We start from the raw sequence: 22,182 nt of genomic DNA on the forward strand, positions 1-22,182 counted from the left end.
TTGGCCTATAGCGGCGGCAATGGCGTCACCTATACCGGCTTCGTCAATGGCGAAACCGCCGCTATCCTCGGCGGTACGCTGACCTATGGCGGCACGGCCCAGGGCGCCATCAATGCCGGCAGCTACAGCCTCACCGCTTCCGGCCTCACCGCCGGCAACTACACCCTGACCTACAACCCCGGCACACTGACCATCGACCGCGCAGCCCTGTCGGTTGCGGTCAATAACGCCACCAAGACCTATGATGGCTTGGCCTATAGCGGTGGCAATGGCGTCACCTATACCGGCTTCGTCAATGGTGAAACCGCCGCTATCCTCGGCGGTACGCTGGCCTATGGTGGCACGGCGCAGGGCGCCACCAATGCCGGCAGCTACAGCCTCACCGCCTCCGGCCTCACCGCCGGCAATTACACCCTGACCTATAATCCTGGCACGCTGACCATCGACCGCGCAGCCCTGTCGGTTGCCGTCAATAACGCCACCAAGACCTATGATGGCTTGGCCTATAGCGGCGGCAATGGCGTCACCTATACCGGCTTCGTCAATGGCGAAACCGCCGCTATCCTCGGCGGCACGCTGGCCTATGGCGGCACGGCGCAGGGCGCCACCAATGCTGGCAGCTACAGCCTCACCGCTTCCGGCCTTAGCACCAGTAATTATACCATCACTTATCAGTCTGGATTGCTGATCGTGGAACCAGCGGCCCCGGTCCCGCTTCCGCCCATCATAGACAATAATGGTGGTTCTATTGAACGCGAAGTTACCGATGGGGATTTGCTGGTCCTGTTGTCGGACAATATCCGCATAGCGCCGCCGCCCTCAAGCAACATGGTCGGAATTGTTGCCCGCTACCTGTCGGTCACACCTGACCATATCCGCCTGCCGGCCAACGCACCCCGTGAGGAGCCCTGAACCGGAAGGCATAGTCAGCAAATGGAGGTGATCAGTAGATGTCACGGCGGTAGCGGCCATGCTCGACCATCGTCTCCAGCATTTCCTCGCCAAGGATCGCGCTCAAGGCGTGATGGACGGCTGGCGCCATGCCTTGGACACTGCCGCACACGAATATCGCCGCACCCTTGTTTACCAGATCCGCAATGATCGTCGCGGAAACGGTGACCTTATCCTGAACATAGGCACGTTGATCCCCAGGTAACCGCGACCAGGCATATTCGCCCCCGGCCAGAACCCCTTTCACCTGCAGGGAAAGCAGTTCTTCGGCGTGATAATGGTCATGATCAGGATGCCGCTCCCCCCAGAACAGCCAAACCGGACCACCCCCCTCTGCTGCCCTGTAGCGCAGATGGGCAAGAAGGCCGGCAAGCCCGGTACCATTGCCAATCAGGATCAGCGGGGCATCGCTGGCTGCCGGGGGATGGAAGCCGGCATTGGCCCGGATACGGGCCTGCACGACGCCGCCTATGGGCGCCAAAGCCGTCAACCAGCCAGACCCCAGCCCCAGAAAGCCGTCTGCCGCCCGGCATTGACGCACGATCAGTTCCACCCGTCCGGAAGACGGTATAGAGGCGACGGAATATTCACGGTGGGGCAGCGGCGGCAGTGACGTGACATCGATATCCGCGCTGACTTCCGCAGGCAGGATACGCGATGCGAGAAGATCCCTGTTCTCCGCCGTGTCGGGCAAGCCGCGGGATACCAGATAGGCGCTGAGGCGCGCGGGATCCTGGCGGGGCGCGATTTCCAGGATATCGCCCGGCAGCCAGTTTTCGGCACGGCCACCCACCGGTTCCAGCGCGATATGAAAGGTCGCCTCCCCAGCGGAGCCGGGGTTGAGCAACCGGCGCTCCACCAGCCGCCACTCCGCCATCGGGGCCGGGGCCCAATCCGGCTGGTCCGTCCGAGCACCAAGTCCGGTCAGTTGCTGTTGCCACTGGCGTTGAGCGTCAGCATCTTCCCCATCCATTTCGATAAGGTCGAACAGACGTTCCGCCCCCGCCGCGTGCAGAAAATGGTCCAGTTGATGGCCGAAGGCACAGAAATCCGGATATTCTCTGTCGCCCAGGGCCAGAACGGCATAGCGCAGATGTGACAGGGCCGGTGTGGTGCCCAGAAAACGGCGGACAAAGCCGCGGGCAGCGTCCGGCGGCTCGCCCTCGCCATAGGTGCTGGCGATCAGCAACAGGCATTGTGCCTGGGCCAGGGCTGGCTCATCCAGCCGGGACAATGGCAGCAGGGCTGCCCCCGGCATGGCCTGTGCCGTCAACCGGGCAATCCGCTCCGCCGTGCCAGTCTGGCTGGCATAGACGATCAGCGTCCCGGCCCCATCGATCCCAGAGGGGGAAAGAGCCGGTTCGGCCACGGACATCGCGCCTTTCCGGCGCCTGCGACGGGCGAAATAAAGCAGGAAGCCGGTGATCGTGAAAAGCGGCATGGTCAAGCTGGCCAGCATGATGCCGATCCGCCCGGCAAGGCCGAAATAAGCACCGCGATGCAGCTCATAGATGCTGGTGATGATGTCCTGACCAACAGTCCGCTGCGCATAGGGTACGTGGGAGACGACAGCGCCTGTCCTGCCATCAATCGTCAGTTCATCAGAAACACGGTCATGGCGGGCGCCCGGCAGCATGGCGCGGAATTGGATATTATCGGCCCCCCGCACGATCAGGGTCACCGTCTCGTATCGCCGATCCGCCGTTGCCTGCCGGAAGCTTTGCCATACCTGCGTAAGGTCAGGGGGCAGCGTCTCCGCCCGGGCACGGCTGCCCCCACTGCCGCCGGCACCGACGGCGGGGGCCGGCGTTGATTTCTCACCCGTCAGGGCATAGCGCACCCCTTCCCGGTACCAATCGTAAGACCACCACAGGCCTGTCAGCCCGCTGAGCAGATAGAAGACCAGAACCCAACCGCCGATAACAGCGTGCAGCGCACGATAAAGATTGCGGCCAGTCTTCCGCAGGTCCAGGACCAGCCATGCCCGCCAATCCAGCGGGTGGCGTGGCCACCGCAGGTAAAGTCCCGACAAAGCGAAATAGATCAAGGCGATGGCGGAAAAGCCCGTGATCTGGCGACCAATACCATTTCCACCGTCCGGCAATGCCAGCCAGCGATGCAGCCGGGTAATGAAGGCGAAGAAGGCTTCGCCCTGTGCCTCCCCAAGCAGCGTACCCGTCACAGGGTCAACATAGCTGCTGCGCCGCTCCCGTTCACCTGGCGGCACAAAGCTGATCCAGGCGGTCCGCGAAGGATCGTCATGGACGATCAGCCGCACAACACGGGCACCGGGAAAATCCCGTTCAAACCCCGCGATCAGGCCGGGGGCATCCAGCACCGGCCCGCGCCTAGGGTCCGCTTGCATGATCCTGGGATTGAGCGCGGCCAGGATCTCATCCTCAAACGTCATCATGGCACCGGTCACACCCATGACCGCCAGCACAAGCCCCGCTGTAATGCCAAGGAACCAATGAAGCTGGAACAGGATGTTACGGGCCATGAACAACTCTTTCGCATTTATGCAATTGCGAGGCGATTGCATAAATCATTTGGCATCAAAAGCGTCAAGCCTCTGTAATTGCATCCCACCCCCGGATGCGGGGGTGGGTGCGGAAGCCTGTTCACGCCGCAATGATGGGCATGGCGATGCGATGGCCGGCCTTATACAGGCTGCGGCCCAAGGCGTCGGCGAACTGTTCCCGCTCCTGCGGGGTCAGGTCTGCTGCGAAGCCCAGCCGGTCATTGCGGTGATGCAGTTCCAGCCGGCGGCACAACCCGTCCGCGTCACGCACCCGGATCAGCCGCAGGCCAAACAGGGGCAGCGTGTCGCTGCTGCCCGGCTGGCCCTGCCAGCGCCGTTCCAGGCGCAGCACGCCATCGGCGACCAATACACGTTCCGACCGCGCGCGCCCCCGACGGACAGCAATGAAAGCCGCCAGCAGGAAGATCATGTTCCCGGTCAGGAAAATCATCGCCCACCACAGGCCGCTGGCAAGAAAGGCGAGATCAATCAGACAGACAATCGCCAGTGTGATGGCCATGAACGTGGCGAACCCCTTGTTCCCCAGAGAAGCGGGGGGCGTAATAACGGCATCGAACAAGGGGGTGGCCGGCGGCTCTGTCGGCGTGGGGGCAAAGGAAATAGCTTGGTGCATGAGGACACCTTTGGCGTGAAGGGGACCAGCGGCCGGCCCCCGCCTTACAGCGTCACGCCGATCGCACTGATAAGGAAGACCAGACCACCAAGCGGCGGCCCCCGCGCCGACATTGCCCCCCGCATTGCAGACGGACGGGGAAAGGAAACAGCAACAGCGACACCATCCGCGAGCGGCCTTCCCGCCGGAGGTGCCAACATGGGCATGGGGCTTTCCCCCAGCACGGGCAGATGGGCAGAGGCGAAAGGACACAGGGCCTGATCGATCCCGGCCCGATGGTCCAGCGCACCTTTATCCTGGTCACGAGTGCCCGCCACAGCGCAGATGACCAACGGCACGCCGGCCAGCATCTGGGACGCCGGGGCCGGCATCAGGCCAGGCGCCAGCATGGCCCGAAGCAGCAGGGACAGGAACAGCAGACCCGCCAAGGGGGCTGCTGCCCATCCACCGACCCTGTACCGTATCCGCTGCCGCATCATCATGCCGCTTTCATCGCATAAGCCGGCTCAGCCCGCTTTGCGATGCATCAAGCTGGCGGTGAGACGATCACCAATCAACACCGCCAGAAGCGATGCCCCCGCCAGGGGAAAAAGGGCCGACAGCCCGATGGTGATCATCGCCAGATTGCGGAGCTTCGCTGGCGAGGGCACAGCGGGAACGCCCAACTTGCCCTTGGGCCGGCGTTTCCACCACATCCAGGGGCCGGTGATGCACAGCAGGACAATGCCGATGCAGGGCAACAGCATCAGCAACTGGTTCGCCAGGCCGAAATAGCGGCCCAGATGCAGTTGCACACCCAGTTCAACAGCCTGGGCACCCCAGCCATAATCGGCGAAGCGGGTATCGCGCAGCACGGCACCGGTATATTGGTCGAGATACAGGCTGCGCTGGCCCTGGGGCTGACCGGGATAGGTGAAGGCCAGATAAACACCCGTCTCTCCCCGTGGAGTGGAAAGGCGATAGGGCCATTCCAGCCCCTGTTCGGCAAAGATGGCGGCGGCGCGATCAATACCGATGGCGCCTTCCACCGGCCCGGTTGGGACAGCGCCGCCATGATGATGGGCATGCCCACCCCCACCCGATGGGGCCGATGGCGCCGGTGTGGAAACCGGCATCAGCGATGGCTCCAGCGTCCAGGGCACCTCCCCCACCACCTGTTTAGCGGTCAGGGTGCTGGTGGGGGCATTATAACCGCGATGACTGGCGGGATAGCCGATGCCCGCCACATCCATGGCGCCCACCAGCAGCGATCCCCAGAAGGTCGCCCAGGGCAGCCCGGTCAGGATGAGAAACAGGATCAGCAATCCAGTCCAGAAACCGACAACCCCATGCAGGTCGCGCAACAGCGCCCGCCCGCCGGAAGCCAGACGCGGCCAGAGGAAACCGCGCAGCCGCAAGGGGCCTGATGGCCACCAGAGATAAAGCCCCGTGACGGTCAGCACCGCCCCCCAGCAGGCCATCAATTCCACCAGCATATCCCCGGCATCCCCCATCAACAGGGTGCCGTGCATCTGATCGGCAAAACCCACGAGGGTCCGGCGATAATCCAGATCCCCCAGCACTGTCGCCCGATAGGGATCAATGAAGACCCGCCGGCTGCTGCCATCCGGCAAGGACAGGAAGAACTGGACCGATCGGTTGGCATCCCCTGGCGTATCCACCCTGGTGGTGACAGCCCCTGGCAGATGCGCCTCTGCCGCCGCCATCATATGGCTGAGCGGCATCGGCTGCCCCGTTGCCTCCACAAAGCGGAGATGGGGGTATGTCAGATCGTTGATTTCATCATCGAACAGATAGATCGCACCCGTGATCGCCAGGATCAGCAGGAAGGGGGCCGTCACCAGCCCGGCATAAAAATGCCAGCGCCAGACGGCCCGATAGATCGGTCCATAAGGCTTGTTGGCGGTTTTGCTGGTCATGGCTCCCCTCCCCTTGATCCTTAACCGCTGATCAGAACCGGGCCGTCAGCGTGACATCCACGCTGCGCGGGGCGCCGATATAGATGTTGGTGCTGGGATAGCCTGAATATTCGCCATAGAAGGCGTTGGTCAGGTTGCGCCCCCGCACCGACAGGCTGACATCGTCTGTCACCGCATAGCTGACGGAAGTGTCCACCAGCCAGTGACCGCGCACGAAGATGCTGTTCGCATTGTCGGTATAGAAGCCGCTGGCATGGCGCAGGAAACCGCCAAAGGTCACCGGCACAGCATCCAGCGTGTAAAGGGCCGAGGCATTGAACGTCGTCGTCGGCATATTGATCGGGCGGTTGCCCTTGCGGCTGGTCAGCACGCCGCTGACCAGTTCGTTCAGTTCCTCATATTCCGCATCGCTGTAGGATACCCCGGCTGACAGACGCAACTGGTCAGTCAGCGCGGCACTGGCCGTCAGTTCCACGCCCTTGGAGGCCAGTTCGCCACCCTGGATGGACTGGGAAGGGTTATTGGGATCGCGGGTGACGATATTTTTCTGTGCGATGCGATAGACGGAACCGGTCAGACTGACCCGTCCATCCAAGGCATCAGCCTTGAAGCCGCCCTCGACCGACTTGCCCTTGGTCAGTTTGAAGGCGGTATTGGCCAGCGACAGGGTGAGCATGGAGCCGACCGGCTGAGCCGCCGTGGTGTATTGGGCATAAAGCGTGAAGGAAGGCGTCAGATCATAGGTGGTGCCAACGCGCCAGGAGAAGGGGTCGTAATCAGCGTCAGCACTGGTAAAGGCGCCACCCGCATTCAGGTTGGTGATGCCGCGTTCCAACTCAATCTTCTCATACCGCGCGCCGGCCAGCAGCAGCCATTGCGGCGTCAGGTTGAAGGCATCTTCGGCAAAGACGGCCTTGGTCTTCATCTGACTGTCGAAGACGACATTCTGGCTGGTATAGACCGCATCCCCCACCGGCCAAGTGCCGACGATGGGGTTATAGGGATCGACAGCGGCGATGCCGCCCACGCTGCTCTGCTTACGCGGGTTGATGAAGTCGGTATCGTTATATTCCACACCCAGCGTGAAGCGGTTGCGATGACCGGCAAACTGGGTGTCGTTGGACAGGGCCAAACGCTCGTTCCAGAATTCATGATCGTGATAGATGGCCTGGGCGGAGCGGGCGAAGCTGCCATTGGGGAAGGCTGTCGTGGGGGCGGTGAAATTCTGATCCCCGCTCAACACGAAATCACGGTCGGCTGTGTACCAGATCAGGTCATTGGCCAGCGACCACCCTTCCCCGAACGCGTAATCGACGCGGGAACGCAGCGTCGTCTCGTCCGCACCGGAATAGGCACCGTCAGGATTATAATTCTTGTGGCGCAGGGCCTTGTCGATCACCAGCCCATTGGCGCTGCGCAGCGCCTTGCTGGGATTGCGGGCAACGGCGGCGGATACCAGCGGCACACCCTGATAGGAGCTGTCATATTTGTCGTTGTAATGATCGACGGCCAGCAGGACGGTCAGGTTCTGCGCCGGCTTATAAAGCAGGCTGGCGGTCAGGCCACTGGAACGGGTGCGGTTATTTTCCACATCATACAGGCTGTCAGACCGCATGCGGCTGGCATCAGCGCGCACCGCCACATCGTCTGACAGCTTCACATTGATGCCGGCTGCCGTCGTCAGCGTATCGAAGCTGCCATAGGAGAGCATGGCGTCGATATAGGTGCGGTCCAGGGTCGGCTTGCGGGTCACCTTGTTGATCACACCGGCCAGCGCACCTTCGCCGACCAGCACCGAAGCCGGGCCCTTGATCACCTCGATCCGGTCAAAATGCCAGCTATTTGCTGTCACGGGTGACCATGGTGGAGCTGGAAACCCGCACCCCATCTTGCAGGATGGACACGGTATTGCCGGAAAAACCGCGCATCGACACCACAGCCGGATTGCCCGGCACATTACCCGCAACCGCCCCCACCACATCGGCGAAGGCTTCGCGTGAGGTCCGCAGGCCCCGCACCTGCAGGTCTTCCTGGGTCAGCACCTCCACCGTTGCCGGGGTTTCCCGCAGGGTCAAGCCCAGGCGGCTGGCGGTATCGGTCGGCTGGTTGAGCTTTGCCGCTTCCCGGTGGCCGATCACGACCACCGTCTCATCGGCGGCATCGGGTGCGCCATAGGCAACCTGCGCCAGAGCCAGGGTGGAAACACCGGCGACGAGAAATTTCTTCAACATATCAAAAGCCTCACACACCCAGGACAATGGGCGCGACAGATGGCATCCGTGGCTGGCAGCCGTATCCGGCCGCTTCTACGGATGGTGAAAGGTCAAGGGCCCAGAGGGCCCGCACCTTCAGGGATGGTTTATTTGGATAACGCTCGCGTCAGGCGAAGCAGGGAGGTGCCCTGGCGCCCGGCGGGGCGCAGAACAAGGAGCGCAGACGGGGGGTGTCGCCACGTCCCAGGCCCGTCACAAGGCGGGGAAGCACCAGAACCAGCAGGATCAGCAGCGCCAATACCGGCGCCCAGGCCCCCAGCATGGCAAAGGCGCAAAGCCCCTGCTGCTTGCTGTCCGCCTGTATGGCCTTGTCCTTATCGTGCCCGTCCAGTTGAACGGTACGCTCACCGATGCTGGTGCAGATAACCAGGAACCCCCGCCCATCGGCCGGGTCCAGATTGGGCATATAGCCGCCGGGGATGAGACCGCGCAGCAGCAAGGCGCACAGCAGCAGCCAGCCGGCCACCTGCCGCGTCCATAAAGCTGTTAAGGTTCTGCGCCCCTGTCCCACCATCTGCCCCTTTTGAACGGCGGGCAGGCCTGGCGTCAACAGAAGATGGTGCGGCACGGCGTCCCGGCCCCTACAGCCGTGTCACCCTTCCCGGCGCGGCAAGGTGACCTGGACAACCAGCCCACCCAGGGGACCGGCGGATGCGCTGATGGTGCCGCCATGCATCTGCACCGCCCGCTGGGCAATGGACAGGCCCAGCCCCAGGCCCGGATGGCCGCCACCGCTCTCCACCCGTTTGAACGGTTCAAAAATGCTTTCCAGCATATCCGGCGGCACACCGGGACCGGCATCGGCGATGGCAAGCCGCAGACAATCGCCATCCACCCGCGCCTTGATCCGCACCTGCGTGCCGGGGTCAGTGAATTTCACGGCATTGCGCACGATATTTTCAAAGGCGCGGTAGAGCATTTCTCCGCTGACCCAGGAGACAAAGGCCGGGTCCGCCTCAAGGCTGACAGTGCATTCCTTGGCCGCGGCCTCGAAGCTGGCATCCTCCGCGATGGCGGCCAGCAGTTCGATCAGGTCCACCCGTTCAAAAGGCAGATTATGCTGACCGGATTCCAGCCGGGCCAGGGTCAGCAATTCTTCGATCAGTTCGTCCAGCCGCTCGCATTCCCGCTCAATCCGATCCAGCATCACATCACGCTGGTCCGGGGCTTGGCGCACCAGCCCGATGGCGGCCTGCAGGCGGGTCAGGGGAGAGCGCAATTCATGGGAGATATCATGCAGCAGCCGGCGCTGTGCGCCCAGCAACTGCTCCAGCTTGGCGGCCATCTTGTCGAATTCACGGGCAAGATCGACAATCTCATCCCGCCGCCGCCCCATCAACGGACCGACGCGGGTGGACAGCCGGCCTGAGGCAACCGCCCGCGCCGCCTCTCCCAGATGGCGCAAGGGGCGGGTCAGGTACCAGGCCAAAGCACCGCTGAACAGGATCGCCACCGCCGTGCCCACGGCGAACGGTAGCCGGTGGTTCGGTTCGCGCCAAATCTCCTGCCGGGTTTCAAGCAGATAACGCCGTCCCTCAGGATCAATCACCACGGCCCGGCGTCCCTGGTCTCCCAGATCGGCGGTCACCCCCGGCGCCAATTCATCAAGTCTGAATTGTTCGCCCTTCTGATTGGCATAGCCGATCAGTGGCAATACAGATGCCGCACCATGTTGCTCCACCATCGTAGAAATGGTGACGAACATGGCTGTGCGCTGCAATGTGCCGCTGGAAGGGCTCAGACGTTCCTTAAATTCGAAGATGGCGACAACGACGACGAAGGACAAAGCCGTCGCCAGCCAGAAGGCCAGGAACAGTTTCCAGAACAGCCGGCTGGGTCTCATTCGCTGACCAGTTGGTAGCCCTGGCCGCGCACACTGACGATCCAGGATTGGTTGGCCCCACGCAATCCCAGCTTCTGCCGGATGCTGCTGATATGCACATCAATCCGCCGGTCGAACCGGGTCAGCGGCCGCCCAAGCGCATTCAGGGATAGCTGCTGTTTGCTGACCAGTTGGCCCGCATGGCGAACCAGTTCCTCCAGCAAAGAGAATTCCGTGCCGGTCAGGTCCAGCGGCACCCCTTTCCAGATGGCGGTACGGGTGCCGGCATTCAAAGACAGGTCACCACAGACCAACGCCTCCTGCGCGCTTTCCTGCCGGATGGTGCCGGTACGGCGCAGGATGGCCCGCAGCCGGGCCACCAGTTCCCCCGGTGAACTGGGCTTGGGCACATAATCATCCGCGCCCAGTTCCAGCCCGGCGATCCGGTCCACATTGTCACCGCGCGCCGTCAAGAGCAGCACGGGGATCTGGCTGCGTGCCCGGATACGGCGCAAAACCTCGATCCCCGACAGGCGTGGCATCATCACATCCAGCACAATGATATCATACTGGCCGGACAGGGCTTCGGTCTCCCCCTGCTGGCCGTCATGCACCGCCTGGGCCTGGAACCCTTCGCGCGCCAGATATTCGGCCAGCATCGCCGTCAATTCACGGTCGTCATCGACAAGAAGCACGCGCGTCATGGCCGAACCATCATTATCCAAATATCTGTACACATCCGCTGGTTTGCCTTTGTTGCGCCCGCCCGGACAGGGTGCGACACTAATTTTACCCAACTTTACCCTTCCGACACCCCAGTAAACATTCACTTCGTATAAACATGCTCACGCGGCCTCCTGTCGGCCGGCTTGGGAATGCCGTTGATGAAAAGTACCCTTCCTTGCCTTGTCGGCATTGGCCTGTTTTTATCGGGCTGTACGCTGGGTCCGGATTACCGCCCGCCGGAACCCGCCCTTTCTCCCACCTGGCAAGCGCCCCTGCCCCATGGCGGCAAAGCGACAGCGTTGCTGGACTGGTGGGGCCAGTTCAACGATCCCATCCTGACCGACCTGCAAAAGCGGGCAGAAGCGGACAGCCCCACCCTGGACGCGGCTTTGGCCCAGATCGAACGGGCGCGGGCGACGCTGACCAGCAGCCGGTCCAGCCTGTTCCCCAGCCTGGATGCCAACGGCACCTATAGCCGGGCCCGTCAGGTGGTAGCGGGCAATGGCGCGATCAGTGAAAGCCGTGCCGGACGCCTGGATGCGGCCTGGGAACTGGACCTGTTCGGCAAGACACAACGCGGCGTGGAAGCGGCAAACGCGCGTATCCAGGCCAGGGTGGATGAGTGGCACGATGCCCGCATCTCCCTGGCGGCTGAGGTTGCTGATCTTTATGTCCAATATCGGGGCTGTGAATTGCTGGCCGGGGCCTATGAACAGCAGGCTGCTTCCCAGCAATCCACCATCGGCCTTGCCCGCATCGCGGAAGAGGCCGGCTTCACCGCGTCAGGCGATCTCGCTTTGTCGGAAGCCAGTGCCGCCCAGGTCAGGTCCGCTGCCACACAGCAGCGCGGCGCCTGCGACCTGCTGGTCAAAAGCCTGGTCTCCCTGACCGGCGGAACGGAGCCGGACATTCGCGCCCTGCTGACCCAGGGCAAGGACGACCTGCCCCTGACGGCCAGCCTCGCCATCCAGACCGTGCCGGCCAATCTGATCCGCCAGCGGCCCGATCTGGCAGCCATTGAACGCGAAGTGGCGGCCACCAATGCCGAAATCGGTGTGGCCGTGGCCAACCAGCTTCCCAGCCTCAGCCTTGCCGGCAGTATCGGCATCGCGGCTGCCGGCAGCGGGGGCACTGGCACCACCTGGTCCTACGGCCCGGCTTTGTCATTGCCCTTGTTTGATGCCGGCCGTCGCGCCGCCGCCGTCACCAGTGCGGAAGCCGCCTATGCCCAGGCGCTGGCCAATTACCGGCAGAAGGTGCGTGACGTGGTGCTGGAGGTGGAACAGGCCCTGGTCAATCTGGATACTGCTGACCGGCGGGAAGGCGATGCCGCCCAGGCCGCCGCCGGCTTTGACCGCAATTTCCAGGCGGTGGATGCCGCCTGGAAGGCCGGCAGCGCCAGCCTGCTGGACCGGGAACAGGCCCGCCGCAATGCCCTGGACGCCGAAATTGCCCTGATCACCCTGCGTCAGCAGCAGGTTCGCAACTGGATCGCGCTGTACAAGGCGACCGGTGGCGGCTGGCAGGTGGAGGGTTGATCATGAAAGTCCCCTTTTCCCACTCCCTGTTCCCCAATGCCATCGGGCGGAGAAAGCCTGTGATATTCCCAACCTCTTCCCGTTCCGCCGCCATGGTTGCCATGGTCGCGCTTCTGGCCCTGACGGGCTGTGGCAAGCCGCCGGGGAATGGTGCCGCACCGCAGGCGGTCAGCAGCCTGACCGTTACCACCTCCCAGATCCAGCGCTTTTCCTGGCCGCGTCAGCTTAGCGCCGATGGCGCCATCGCGGCCTGGCAGGAAGTGATTATCGGCGCAGAGGTTGGTGGCCTGCGCCTGGATACGCTGAAGGCCGAGATCGGCGATAGCGTGAAGCGCGGGGATGTGCTGGCGACCTTCGACGATGCCACGCTGGCGGCGGAGGAAAAGCGGCTGGCCGCAGCATTGGCATCCGCCAAGGCCAGTTTGGAACAGGCCACCGCCGACGCCGACCGCGCCACCAAAGTGGGCAAGAGCGGCGCGCTTTCAGCCCAGCAACTGGACCAATATCGCATCGCCAAGATGACCGCTCAGGCCAATGTCGCCTCAGCCGAGGCGCAGTTGCAAAGCGCGCGGATCAGGCTGCGGCAGGCCAAGGTGGTGGCTGCTGATGATGGCATCGTGTCCGCCCGTTCCGCCCTGCTGGGGCAGGTGCCCACGGCGGGCACAGAGCTGTTCCGTCTGGTCCGTCAGGGCGAGATTGAATGGCAGGCGGAACTGGACAGCCGCCAGCTTGCCCAGGCGCAGGTTGGCCAGAAAGCCTTTCTCACCCTGCCGGACGGGCAGCAGGTGGAAGGCGTGGTCCGCCTCGTCTCCCCAACCCTGAACAACAATACCAGCCGGGGCATCGTCTATGTCCGGTTGCCCAAGGATAGCCCGGCACGGGCAGGCATGTATGCCAGCGGGCATCTGGACTTGCCGGCCAGCGATGCAGCGACCCTGCCCGACACCGCCATCGTACTGCGCGACGGACGCTCCTATGTGTATCTGTTACAGGATGACATGAAAGTGCGGCAGCAGGTGGTGACTGTCGGCCGCCGCCGTGACGGGCGGGTGGAAATCCTCACCCCCCTGGACGCCACCGCACGCATTGTGACGAGCGGCGGTGCCTTCCTGAATGATGGCACGGTCGTGCGTCTGGCCGGTGACGGAAAGGCCGTGAAATGAACATTTCCTCCCTTTCCATCCGCAATCCGGTACCGGCTGTCCTGCTGTTCATCCTGCTGACCGTTCTCGGTCTGCTGGGTTTTGAGCGGCTGGGGGTGCAGAATTTTCCCGATATGGACATCCCCACCGTCAATATCAGTGCCACGCTGGAAGGCGCGGCCCCTGAACAGTTGGAAACGGAGGTGGCGCGTAAGATCGAGGATCAGCTCACATCGCTCCGCCTGCTGGACCACATTACGACGACCATCAGCGACGGCAACGTCAATATCAGCGTCAGCTTCACCATCGACAAGGACACCAACGAGGCGTTGGACGAGGTGCGCAACGCCGTAGATGGCGCCATGCCCAACCTGCCGGCTGCGCTCAACACCCCCGTCGTTTCCAAGATCACGGCGACCGGTTCTTCCCTGCTGACCTATGAAGTACGCTCGGACCGGATGGATGAGGAGGCGATCTCCTGGTTCATCGACAATGATGTCGCCAAGGCCCTGCAATCGGTGAAGGGCGTCGCCAAGGTCGCCCGTGTGGGCGGCGTCACCCGCGAGGTGCATGTCGATCTGTCTCCCACCCTAATGGCAGGCTTGGGCATTTCCGCTGCCGATGTGGCGTCGGGCCTGCGATCCATGCAGAAGGATAATTCCGGCGGTCTGGGAGAAATCGGCAACCAGCGCCAGTCCCTGCGCACGCTGGGGGCGCTGGATGATCCGCAGCAATTACGCAATGTCACCATCCCCCTGGCGGATGGGCGCACCGTCAAGCTGGCCGATATCGCCACCATCAGCGACACCTATGCCGAGCGCAGCACCCGCGCCTTCCGCGATGGAGAACCGGTGATCGCTTTCCAGGTCACCCGCTCGCTGGGTTTCTCCGACGTTTCCATCGCCACCGATGTGCGCAACGCGGTGGAGAAATTCGCCGTCCAGCATCCGACCGTGGAAATCCACGAGGTGACCAACGGCGTCAACTCGATCATCGATGATTATCATGGCTCCATGCACCTTCTCTATGAAGGGGCGGCGCTGGCCATCATCGTGGTCTGGTGGTTCCTGCGTGACTGGCGGGCGACGCTGATCTCCGCCACCGCGCTGCCACTTTCCATCATCCCTACCTTTGCCATCATGTATCTGTGGGGCTTCAGCCTTAATACGGTGACGCTGTTGTCGCTGGCACTGGTGATCGGCATCCTGGTTGATGATGCCATCGTGGAAGTGGAAAATATCGCCCGTCATCTCCGCATGGGCAAAACCCCTTATGAAGCGGCAATGGAGGCGGCGGACGAGATTGGGCTGGCCGTGATCGCCACCACCTTCACGCTTGTCGCAGTCTTCCTGCCCACCGCCTTCATGGGCGGCATTCCCGGCAAGATTTTCCGGGAATTCGGCATCACCGCCGCTGTTTCCGTGCTGGTCTCATTGCTGGTGGCGCGGCTGCTGACACCGATGATGGCCGCCTATTTCATGAAGGCAACCAATCACGAGGAGCGTGATGGCGCCATCATGAACCGTTATATGGGCTGGGTTCACACCTGTCTGAGGGCCCGTAAACGCACTGTGGCAGCCGCCCTGGTATTCCTGGGCGTGGCGCTGGCCTGTCTGCCGATGCTGCCGTCGGGCTTCCTGCCGGCGCAGGACCGGGGTCAGACCCGCATCAGCCTGGAACTGCCACCCGGCACGACCCTGGACCAGACCACGGCCCTGACGCACCAGGCCGCCGAGTTGCTGGACCAGGTGCCGGAAGTTGTGCAGGTCTTCAGTGCGGTGGGCAGTTCCACCAGCGGTGGGGGTTTGATTTCCAGCAGCAACAGTGATTTTGGTGCCGCCACGCTGACAGTTGACCTGCAGGCCCGTACCGACCGGCATCGGCCGCAAAGCGAGATCGAAGCGGAAATGCGCCGGTTGCTGCGCAGTCTTCCCGGTGTGCGGGTGTCCGTTGGCGGCGCGAACAATGGCGAGAAGCTGGAAGTCGTGCTGGCCGGTGATGATGGCGGCATGCTGGAACGAACCGCCGCCGCCGTAGAGGCGGAAATTCGCCAATCCATCAAAGGTATCGGCAATGTCACCTCCAGCGCTGCCTTGCAGCGTCCGGAAGTGCATTTCCGGCCTGATTATGCCCGCGCTGCGGCCCTTGGTGTTTCCAGCCAGAGCATCGCGGACATGCTGCGTGTTGCCACCTATGGTGAATATTCCGCAGCTTTGGCCAAGATCAACCTGTCGCAGCGGCAGGTGGATATCCGTGTCCGGCTGGACCCGACGGCCCGCGCCGATCTGGCCGCCATCGGCCAATTGCGGGTGAAGGGGACGGATGGCTATGTGGCGCTGGCGTCCCTGGGCGAATTGTCGATGGGCAGCGGCCCGTCACAGATCCGCCGCCTGGACCGGTCGCGCAATGTCACCCTGTCGGTGGAGTTGAATGGCCGCACGCTGGGCGAAGTGATGCAGGAAGTGCGGCGGCTGCCGACGATGGCCAACCTGCCCACGGGTATCCGCATCGTGGAACAGGGCGAGCTGCAGCGCATGGCGGAGATGATGGGCAGCTTCGGCCTTGCCATGGCGATTGGCATCTTCTGCATCTATGCCGTGCTGGTGCTGCTGTTCCATGATTTCCTGCAGCCGGTCACCATCCTGTCGGCTTTGCCCTTGTCACTGGGCGGCGCCATCTTCGCCCTGCTCATCTGCAATATGAGCCTGTCGATGCCGACGGTGATCGGGTTGCTGATGCTGATGGGCATTGTGACCAAGAATTCCATCCTGCTGGTGGAATATGCGATCATGGCCCGTCGTGAACATGGGATGACCCGGTTCGAGGCGCTGGTGGATGCCTGCCACAAGCGCGCCCGTCCCATCCTGATGACCACCATCGCCATGGGCGCCGGCATGCTGCCGACAGCGCTGGGCATGGGCGCCGATCCGGCCTTCCGCCAGCCGATGGCCGTGGTGGTGATCGGCGGACTTCTGACCTCCACCCTGCTGTCGCTGCTGGTGGTGCCGGTGATCTTCACCTATGTGGATGATTTCCTGCTCTGGCTGCGCCGATTGTTCGTGCGTCGCCCGGCATAATCCGGCGGCAATAAAAAGCGGGCGATGGGAATGGTCCCCATCGCCCGCTTTTCTTTTACGTTTCTTGCAAGAACTGCGGTCGGTTACAGGCCCAAAGCCCCCGGATTGCTGTTACTCTGGCTGTCCAGATGCGCCTTCACGGCCCCCAGCAGATTGCGGGCTGCCGGGTTCATCCCCTGGGTAACGGGGTACAGGCGCCCGACCTGCAGGTGGGCCGCCCCATGACGGTGGTAAAGCGCCACCGCATCCGCCTTCAACTGCCGCAGGAGAGCCGCCCCTTCCGGGTTGGAAGGATAACGGGGCAGGTTTTTTGCGGCATCGGGTTCCAGGATATGATCATGGAAGACGGCCCGCTCATCCTCCCAGTAAAAGGCGATCTCGTACAGGAAGCCGTGGGTCGCGATGGTGGAGAACATGGCCGCCGCCAGCACCTTGTGCTGCTTCATCGCCTCGGCATTATCGGCATAGAGCTTTTCCAGATCGGCGCGGAAGGCGGCCACCTTGCTGAAGGGCAGAATGCCATGCACCGGCACCCAGCGTTCCCCCTTCGGTCCCAGGATATGGTTCAGCGGCGGGAACGGATATGCGCGCACCAGCGTCGGCATGGAATTCTCGATCTCCTTGCCAAAGGGTGATGCCGCCGCGCGGATACGGCGCAGCATGGAGCGTTCCTCATCCTTGTCGAACGCATCCACGGTGTAATGGGCGGAATAATTGATCCCGTCCAGGAAGCCACGGCCGGCAATGACAATCTTGGCCATCTGAACCAGGGATTCCAGCGGCCCCCGACCTGCCCGGCCAACAGCCAGCAGCATCTTTAAATCCGATTTCAGGTCGCCCATGCCGAGGCGCTGCTTTTGCAGATAGGGGTCCAGGCCGAAGGCCTCCGACGCCACCCCTTCCCGCGCCACGGCAGCCATGGCGCCCAGCATCTGGTCGAATGTCTGGAACCCGAAGGAGATGCCGGTATTGATGGGCCGGCGGCGGACCAGCCGCAGGGCAACAGCCGTCTTGATGCCGAGCGCCCCCGCATCGCCGCCAAACAGGCCCGTCAGGTCCGGACCGTAATGGCGGAAGAAGGGCGTGCTGTTTTCCCGCGCCCAGGAACCGGTGCGGACAACCGACCCATCGGCCAGCGCGACCTCAAGCCCCAGCATACTGTCCACGGCAGTGCCGTAAATACCGGTGCCATAGGTAACGGCATTCTGCGACATGGTGCCACCCACCGTGGCGCGAATGCCGGAGAAAGGGCCCCAGAAGGCCGCGCGCAGGCCCAGGGGGGCAAGCGCCGCATCCAGCGCGGTCCAGGTCACCCCGGATTCCACAACGACATACATGTCGTTGGCATTGATCTCGATAATCCGGTCCAGGGCACCGGTATCCACCAGCACCGCGCCCGGCTTTCCCGCCAGATAGCCGCTGGAATAGGACATCCCGCCGCCACGCGGCACAATGGCGACACCCGCCCGGTTCAACAGGGCCAGCGCATCCAGCAGCATATCCCGCGTTGCCGGACGGATCACGGCCAGCAACGGCGCCCCGGCAGAATGCACATCATGGCCATAAAAGGCCAAACTGTCTGTATCGGTCTTTATCGCATCCCGGCCCAGCAGGGCGGTCAGTTGCGGCAGAAGATCGGCGGCGGCCACAAGGGTTTCCGGCATGGGTCGGCTTTCCTGACGAGCGTGATTTGCCGCCAGATTGCCAGCATCCCCCGCTTATCGTCGGGCCGGACATGCCCCCTGTCCGGCCAGCGGACAGGGGGAGCGCCTTAATCGCTGAAGCGTTCCGGATAACGGCCCAGCAGGCCGATCAATACCGCACCGACGATAAAACCGATGGCAGCCGCCAGCAGCCCCACCAGATAAGACCCTGTGGCATCATAAAGCCGCCCTACGCCCATCGGCCCCAGCCCGGCACCCAGGGCGAAGAAACCCAACTGCCAGCCATAGATTTCCCCATAAGCGCGCATACCGAAATAACGGCTGGCGAGATAGGCCACCAGATCCACCTCTGCCCCGGCGGCCAGCCCGATCAGCACGACACAGAGCAGGGCGAGCGGCAGCCCCCCGCCCGGCACCAGCAGCAACAGGCAGGCGACGCCCGCCACCACCAGGATGCTGAAAGCCACCAGCGGCGCATAAAACCGGTCGACCAGCACACCGATGCCCAACCGCCCGGCGATAATCGCAAAGCCCAGCAGGCTGGCCGCCCAGACTGCGGATTCGCGTGCCAACCCGCCGCCGGTCAGGATGGAAACCAGATGCACGATCAGGGCAGAGACGGCGAAGGAGGCAAAAAGAAAGCCGATGCCCAGCATCCAGAATTGCCGGGTGCGCCGGGCCTGCGCAGCAGTGAACCCCGGCTGCGCGACTTTAGGCCTGTCGGGTGCCGCTGCGCTGTTGCCCCCAACCTCATGAAACAGCAGCCAGACCATCGGCAGGCCGATCACCAACACCAAAACCGCCTGCCCCAGATAAGCCGTGCGCCAGCCATGTTCGGCGATCAGCCATTGGGTAAAAGGGGGTGCCAGGATGGCGCAGACGCCCGTACCCGTGAGTGTCAGGCCAAGCGCCAGTCCCCGCGCCTTGTCGAACCCGGCATTCACCGCGCGTGTCCAGACGATGGGCAGCGTACCCGCCCCCAGCACCATGGCAATCCCGAAAGCGAGATAAAAGCTCCAGAGGTCAGCGCCGATCAGGCTCAACCCGCCCAACCCAAGGGCCAAGCCGATCAGCGACACCAACCCCACGCGGCGCCCACCAAACCGGTCGGCCAGCCGGCCGACCACCGGTCCCAGCAGCAGCGTGGTCAAGGTGGTCAGGATCGTGGCGCTGGCAAGCGCCGTGCGCGACCAGCCAAACTCCTGACTGAGCGGCCCGATGAAAATGCCAAGCGTATAGAATGTCAGGCCGGTGATCCCCAGCCCCACCCCCGTTGCGGCGGCCAGCACCAGTCGCCAGCCGCGCCGGAATTCCTCTGCCCGATCCATGATGATTGCCCCGTCCCCCTCAATGCCGGCCATACCGCCCGTAAAGGGCGGCGGCGGTGAGATTGAATAGGCCGGGCAGCACCCCGAAAGCCAGCATCACGCCGGTCAATGCTTCATCGGATTGCGGCAGGCCGGCCATGGCCCTGCCGGAATCGAAACCAAAACCGGAGAGGACGAGGCCGACCAGCAGCGTGCCGCCTAAAGCAAAGCCGATCTTGTCCACCGCAATCCAGGCGGCGGAATAAAGCCCGGCATGGGCGGGGTCATCGCCAGCAATATCCGACATCATGGAAAAGCTGAGCAGGGCCCAGCCGGAATTGAAGATGGCGGCCACGAAACAGAAACCATAGGCAACGGTCGTTCCCAGATCCGCATTCAGCGACCAGACGATGTAGGAAACGCCATAGCCGATGGCGGACAGGATATAGACCGGCTTCTTGCCCACCCGCCTGGACAGGTTCACCCACAGCGGCTGACCGACAATGATACCCCCACAGGCGGCCATGATCAGCCCGCCGATAAGTTGCAAGGCTCCGGCACCCTGGCCCATATTATAGGTCAGGAAATAAAGCATCGAGGCATAGGCCATGCCGGAGCCAATCAGTTGCAACAGATTGGAGCTTAGCAAAATGGAATAGCGCGGTGCTGCCAGCACAGCGACGGCGCCGCTGAAACTCAACCGCTTGTCATTGCGTATAGCCGGTGCCCTTCCCATCTGCCGCGCCGCCCGTCCCGCGCCGAAAAAGGCAATCAGCAGCGATACCGGGCAGATGATGGCCAGGATACGGGCCATGCCTTCATAACCCGGCTGGCCGCCCCCGAAGCTCTGCACCAAAGCCGGGGCCAGCGCGCCGCCAACCAGGACGCCGGCGGCGGTAAAGACCAAACGCCATGACATCAGGATCGTGCGCTGGTGCGGATCGTCCGACAATTCGCCGGCAATAGCCAGATAGGGAACGGAGAAGCTGGAGAATACCGCCATATAAAGGCTGAAAGCAGCGGCAACATAGGCGACACGGCCCATCACCGACAGGTCGGCTGGAACATGGAACAGCAGCAGGAAGGCGGCCGGCGAGCCAATCACCCCGGCCAACAGCCACCAGCGGCGGTGGAACCGGTGCTTCCAGCGGTCGGACAGGATGCCGACAAGCATGTCGCAGCCGACACCCCACACCAGTTTCGGTACGAAAATGGCCGCCCCCGCCAGCGCCGGCTCGATCCCCAGGACCGTAGTCATGAAGAACAGCAGCAGCAGCGACGGCACATCGCGGAACACCTGTCCGGCGATCTGCCCGGTGCCATAGCCGATCTGGGCGACAAGACCCAGGCGGCCAATCCGTGCGGGCGGCGGGGCATCTGTAAGGGCGGCGGTCATTCAGCGGTCCCTTTGGAATGGGGAGAAGGGCGCCACATGAACAGGGTGCGCCCTTCCTTATCGATCGGTCTGGATCATCATCCTTTGCACCTGCAAACCATGCGAATGGCAGCAGATGCAAAGGGGAAAGGCCGGAACAAAGTCCGGCCTTTCCATCACTTCTTCGGCGGCATCGCCGGCAAAGTGCGCGGCGGCGGCGGCTGGGGTGGGGTCCAGCCCGTCGGCACCGGGGCCGGTGTCTGCTCCCGTGCATAATTTTCGATGCTGGAGAGCGACGGGCCATAATCCTCCGTCGGTGAAGCCAGCCATTTCGGGTCCATGGCGCGGGCAGCTTCGCGCAAGTCAGCGGGGATTTGGTCCACGCTGTCATAGGCGCCGAAGGAGCAGAAATAGGAGATATGGCCTGGCGCCTGACCCATCAGCATCCAGGGTAGCCAAGGTGTGATACGCGACCAGGAACCGACGCACTTCACATGGGTAAGCGCCGGGTTTTCCAGATCCTTGCGCTTCACCACATAGGTGAACAGTTCCGACACGCGGTTGAACGCGCCGGAGGATTCGCGCACCCATTTGTCGGGCTGCAAGGCATTGGGATAGAACAGATGAATATCGGTGGTCAGGATCACCGTATCATCGGGACCATAGCGCCAATCCAGCAGGAACGGCTCCGGCGGCGGCTTATCCTTGTTCAACCCGCCATAGCTGGGTGGCTGCGGCTTGAATTCGCTGATCGTGTAGTTATAGGGATCGTTGGCGATGGGAACGACGCGCACATCCTCATTCGTATAAGGATTGTGCCAAGTCTTCATGATCTCGCCGGTCTTGGCATCCCGGTAGAAGCCAATCTCACGCAGCATGCGGCGGTACGAACCATCCTCAAGCCGCTTGGTACGGACAAAACTGAACCCGTCCAGAATGAACAGGGTGCGCACCGGCTCATTATCGCGAACACCGTAGACATTGCCCCGGAACCAACCGATCTTCTCCTTGGTCGGATCAATATCGGCGTCCAGTCGGACATAGGTATCCCGATTCCATTTCGGATCTTTAAAATCGATCTTGGTCTGGAAGGACGGGGCCGCGGCGCGGACGACGCTGCCACCCAGGCCAACGGTGCCAACCGTTGCCGCCGCCGCCACAAGGCCAAGGCTCTGGCGCCGCGTCAATTCAGGTCCACTCATAATCCCGTTCTCCCGTTGTTCCTTTGGGCCG

General features: G+C 62.9%; 17 protein-coding genes. 4 read left to right on the forward strand and 13 right to left on the reverse strand.

Going from position 1 to position 22,182, the window contains the following annotated elements:
* A partial coding sequence (locus G473_RS30600; RefSeq protein WP_169728464.1) for an MBG domain-containing protein occupies positions 1-912 on the forward strand: 912 nt, incomplete at its 5' end.
* A 31-nt stretch (positions 913-943) separates the two neighbouring features.
* Here the strand turns inward: G473_RS30600 and G473_RS0100010 are convergent.
* The 9 genes from G473_RS0100010 to G473_RS0100045 form a co-directional block, all read right to left on the reverse strand.
* Positions 944-3,451: a sulfite reductase flavoprotein subunit alpha gene (locus G473_RS0100010; protein WP_029011413.1), complete on the reverse strand. Its 2,508-nt coding sequence runs from the start codon at positions 3,449-3,451 to the stop codon at positions 944-946.
* A 121-nt stretch (positions 3,452-3,572) separates the two neighbouring features.
* A complete protein-coding gene (locus tag G473_RS0100015) occupies positions 3,573-4,106 on the reverse strand; it encodes a DUF2244 domain-containing protein (RefSeq protein WP_084437531.1) in 534 nt (177 codons plus the stop codon).
* Positions 4,107-4,150: 44 nt separating this feature from the next.
* On the reverse strand, positions 4,151-4,588 hold the full coding sequence (locus tag G473_RS0100020; RefSeq protein ID WP_154667193.1) for a hypothetical protein: 438 nt from the start codon (positions 4,586-4,588) through the stop codon (positions 4,151-4,153).
* Positions 4,589-4,612: 24 nt separating this feature from the next.
* Positions 4,613-6,025, reverse strand: coding sequence for a PepSY-associated TM helix domain-containing protein (locus tag G473_RS0100025; RefSeq protein WP_051329706.1), 1,413 nt, complete (start codon positions 6,023-6,025; stop codon positions 4,613-4,615).
* Between the two features lie 31 nt (positions 6,026-6,056).
* Positions 6,057-7,877, reverse strand: a complete 1,821-nt coding sequence (locus tag G473_RS24230; protein WP_210163184.1) for a TonB-dependent receptor — start codon at positions 7,875-7,877, stop codon at positions 6,057-6,059.
* Complete coding sequence (locus G473_RS30800; protein ID WP_210163185.1) at positions 7,864-8,256, reverse strand: TonB-dependent receptor plug domain-containing protein; 393 nt, start codon at positions 8,254-8,256, stop codon at positions 7,864-7,866. Before G473_RS30800 ends, G473_RS24230 begins: the two co-directional genes overlap by 14 nt.
* 148 nt (positions 8,257-8,404) lie before the next feature.
* Positions 8,405-8,764: a DUF2946 family protein gene (locus G473_RS0100035; protein ID WP_029011417.1), complete on the reverse strand. Its 360-nt coding sequence runs from the start codon at positions 8,762-8,764 to the stop codon at positions 8,405-8,407.
* A gap of 126 nt (positions 8,765-8,890) precedes the next feature.
* The gene (locus tag G473_RS0100040; RefSeq protein WP_029011418.1) at positions 8,891-10,141 is read right to left on the reverse strand and encodes a HAMP domain-containing sensor histidine kinase; all 1,251 of its coding nucleotides are present in this window, start codon (positions 10,139-10,141) and stop codon (positions 8,891-8,893) included.
* Complete coding sequence (locus tag G473_RS0100045; RefSeq protein ID WP_029011419.1) at positions 10,138-10,824, reverse strand: response regulator transcription factor; 687 nt, start codon at positions 10,822-10,824, stop codon at positions 10,138-10,140. The genes G473_RS0100040 and G473_RS0100045 overlap by 4 nt, the downstream gene beginning before the upstream one ends.
* 180 nt (positions 10,825-11,004) lie before the next feature.
* Between G473_RS0100045 and G473_RS0100050 the strand changes: the two genes are divergently transcribed.
* From G473_RS0100050 to G473_RS0100060, 3 genes are read left to right on the forward strand one after another with little or no spacing between them, the layout of a single operon-like run.
* On the forward strand, positions 11,005-12,384 hold the full coding sequence (locus G473_RS0100050) for an efflux transporter outer membrane subunit (RefSeq protein WP_245579957.1): 1,380 nt from the start codon (positions 11,005-11,007) through the stop codon (positions 12,382-12,384).
* Between the two features lie 2 nt (positions 12,385-12,386).
* Positions 12,387-13,547, forward strand: a complete 1,161-nt coding sequence (locus tag G473_RS0100055; RefSeq protein WP_210163186.1) for an efflux RND transporter periplasmic adaptor subunit — start codon at positions 12,387-12,389, stop codon at positions 13,545-13,547.
* Entirely contained in the window at positions 13,544-16,603 is a 3,060-nt protein-coding gene (locus tag G473_RS0100060; RefSeq protein ID WP_029011422.1) for an efflux RND transporter permease subunit, read from the forward strand. Before G473_RS0100055 ends, G473_RS0100060 begins: the two co-directional genes overlap by 4 nt.
* Before the next feature lie 83 nt (positions 16,604-16,686).
* Here the strand turns inward: G473_RS0100060 and G473_RS0100065 are convergent, their stop codons facing one another.
* The 4 genes from G473_RS0100065 to G473_RS0100080 form a co-directional block, all read right to left on the reverse strand.
* A complete protein-coding gene (locus G473_RS0100065; protein ID WP_029011423.1) occupies positions 16,687-18,267 on the reverse strand; it encodes an FAD-binding oxidoreductase in 1,581 nt (526 codons plus the stop codon).
* Between the two features lie 107 nt (positions 18,268-18,374).
* Positions 18,375-19,595 (reverse strand): MFS transporter, encoded by a 1,221-nt coding sequence (locus G473_RS0100070; RefSeq protein WP_035704793.1) that lies wholly within the window; start codon positions 19,593-19,595, stop codon positions 18,375-18,377.
* Positions 19,596-19,614: 19 nt separating this feature from the next.
* A complete protein-coding gene (locus G473_RS0100075; protein WP_029011425.1) occupies positions 19,615-20,970 on the reverse strand; it encodes an MFS transporter in 1,356 nt (451 codons plus the stop codon).
* A gap of 155 nt (positions 20,971-21,125) precedes the next feature.
* On the reverse strand, positions 21,126-22,151 hold the full coding sequence (locus G473_RS0100080) for a DUF1838 family protein (RefSeq protein WP_029011426.1): 1,026 nt from the start codon (positions 22,149-22,151) through the stop codon (positions 21,126-21,128).
* Positions 22,152-22,182: the final 31 nt, after the last annotated feature.

It is taken from the genome of Niveispirillum irakense DSM 11586 (genome assembly GCF_000429645.1).
In the GTDB taxonomy this organism is placed as follows: domain Bacteria; phylum Pseudomonadota; class Alphaproteobacteria; order Azospirillales; family Azospirillaceae; genus Niveispirillum; species Niveispirillum irakense.

Bases quoted from the DNA above. Each gene is read 5' to 3' on its own strand.
- G473_RS0100010 (WP_029011413.1), bottom strand. From the start codon at position 3,451: ATGGCCCGTAACATCCTGTTCCAGCTTCATTGGTTCCTTGGCATTACA.
- G473_RS0100015 (WP_084437531.1), bottom strand. From the start codon at position 4,106: ATGCACCAAGCTATTTCCTTTGCCCCCACGCCGACAGAGCCGCCGGCC.
- G473_RS0100020 (WP_154667193.1), bottom strand. From the start codon at position 4,588: ATGATGATGCGGCAGCGGATACGGTACAGGGTCGGTGGATGGGCAGCA.
- G473_RS0100025 (WP_051329706.1), bottom strand. From the start codon at position 6,025: ATGACCAGCAAAACCGCCAACAAGCCTTATGGACCGATCTATCGGGCC.
- G473_RS30800 (WP_210163185.1), bottom strand. From the start codon at position 8,256: ATGTTGAAGAAATTTCTCGTCGCCGGTGTTTCCACCCTGGCTCTGGCG.
- G473_RS0100040 (WP_029011418.1), bottom strand. From the start codon at position 10,141: ATGAGACCCAGCCGGCTGTTCTGGAAACTGTTCCTGGCCTTCTGGCTG.
- G473_RS0100045 (WP_029011419.1), bottom strand. From the start codon at position 10,824: ATGACGCGCGTGCTTCTTGTCGATGACGACCGTGAATTGACGGCGATG.
- G473_RS0100050 (WP_245579957.1), top strand. From the start codon at position 11,005: ATGAAAAGTACCCTTCCTTGCCTTGTCGGCATTGGCCTGTTTTTATCG.
- G473_RS0100055 (WP_210163186.1), top strand. From the start codon at position 12,387: ATGAAAGTCCCCTTTTCCCACTCCCTGTTCCCCAATGCCATCGGGCGG.
- G473_RS0100060 (WP_029011422.1), top strand. From the start codon at position 13,544: ATGAACATTTCCTCCCTTTCCATCCGCAATCCGGTACCGGCTGTCCTG.
- G473_RS0100065 (WP_029011423.1), bottom strand. From the start codon at position 18,267: ATGCCGGAAACCCTTGTGGCCGCCGCCGATCTTCTGCCGCAACTGACC.
- G473_RS0100070 (WP_035704793.1), bottom strand. From the start codon at position 19,595: ATGGATCGGGCAGAGGAATTCCGGCGCGGCTGGCGACTGGTGCTGGCC.
- G473_RS0100075 (WP_029011425.1), bottom strand. From the start codon at position 20,970: ATGACCGCCGCCCTTACAGATGCCCCGCCGCCCGCACGGATTGGCCGC.
- G473_RS0100080 (WP_029011426.1), bottom strand. From the start codon at position 22,151: ATGAGTGGACCTGAATTGACGCGGCGCCAGAGCCTTGGCCTTGTGGCG.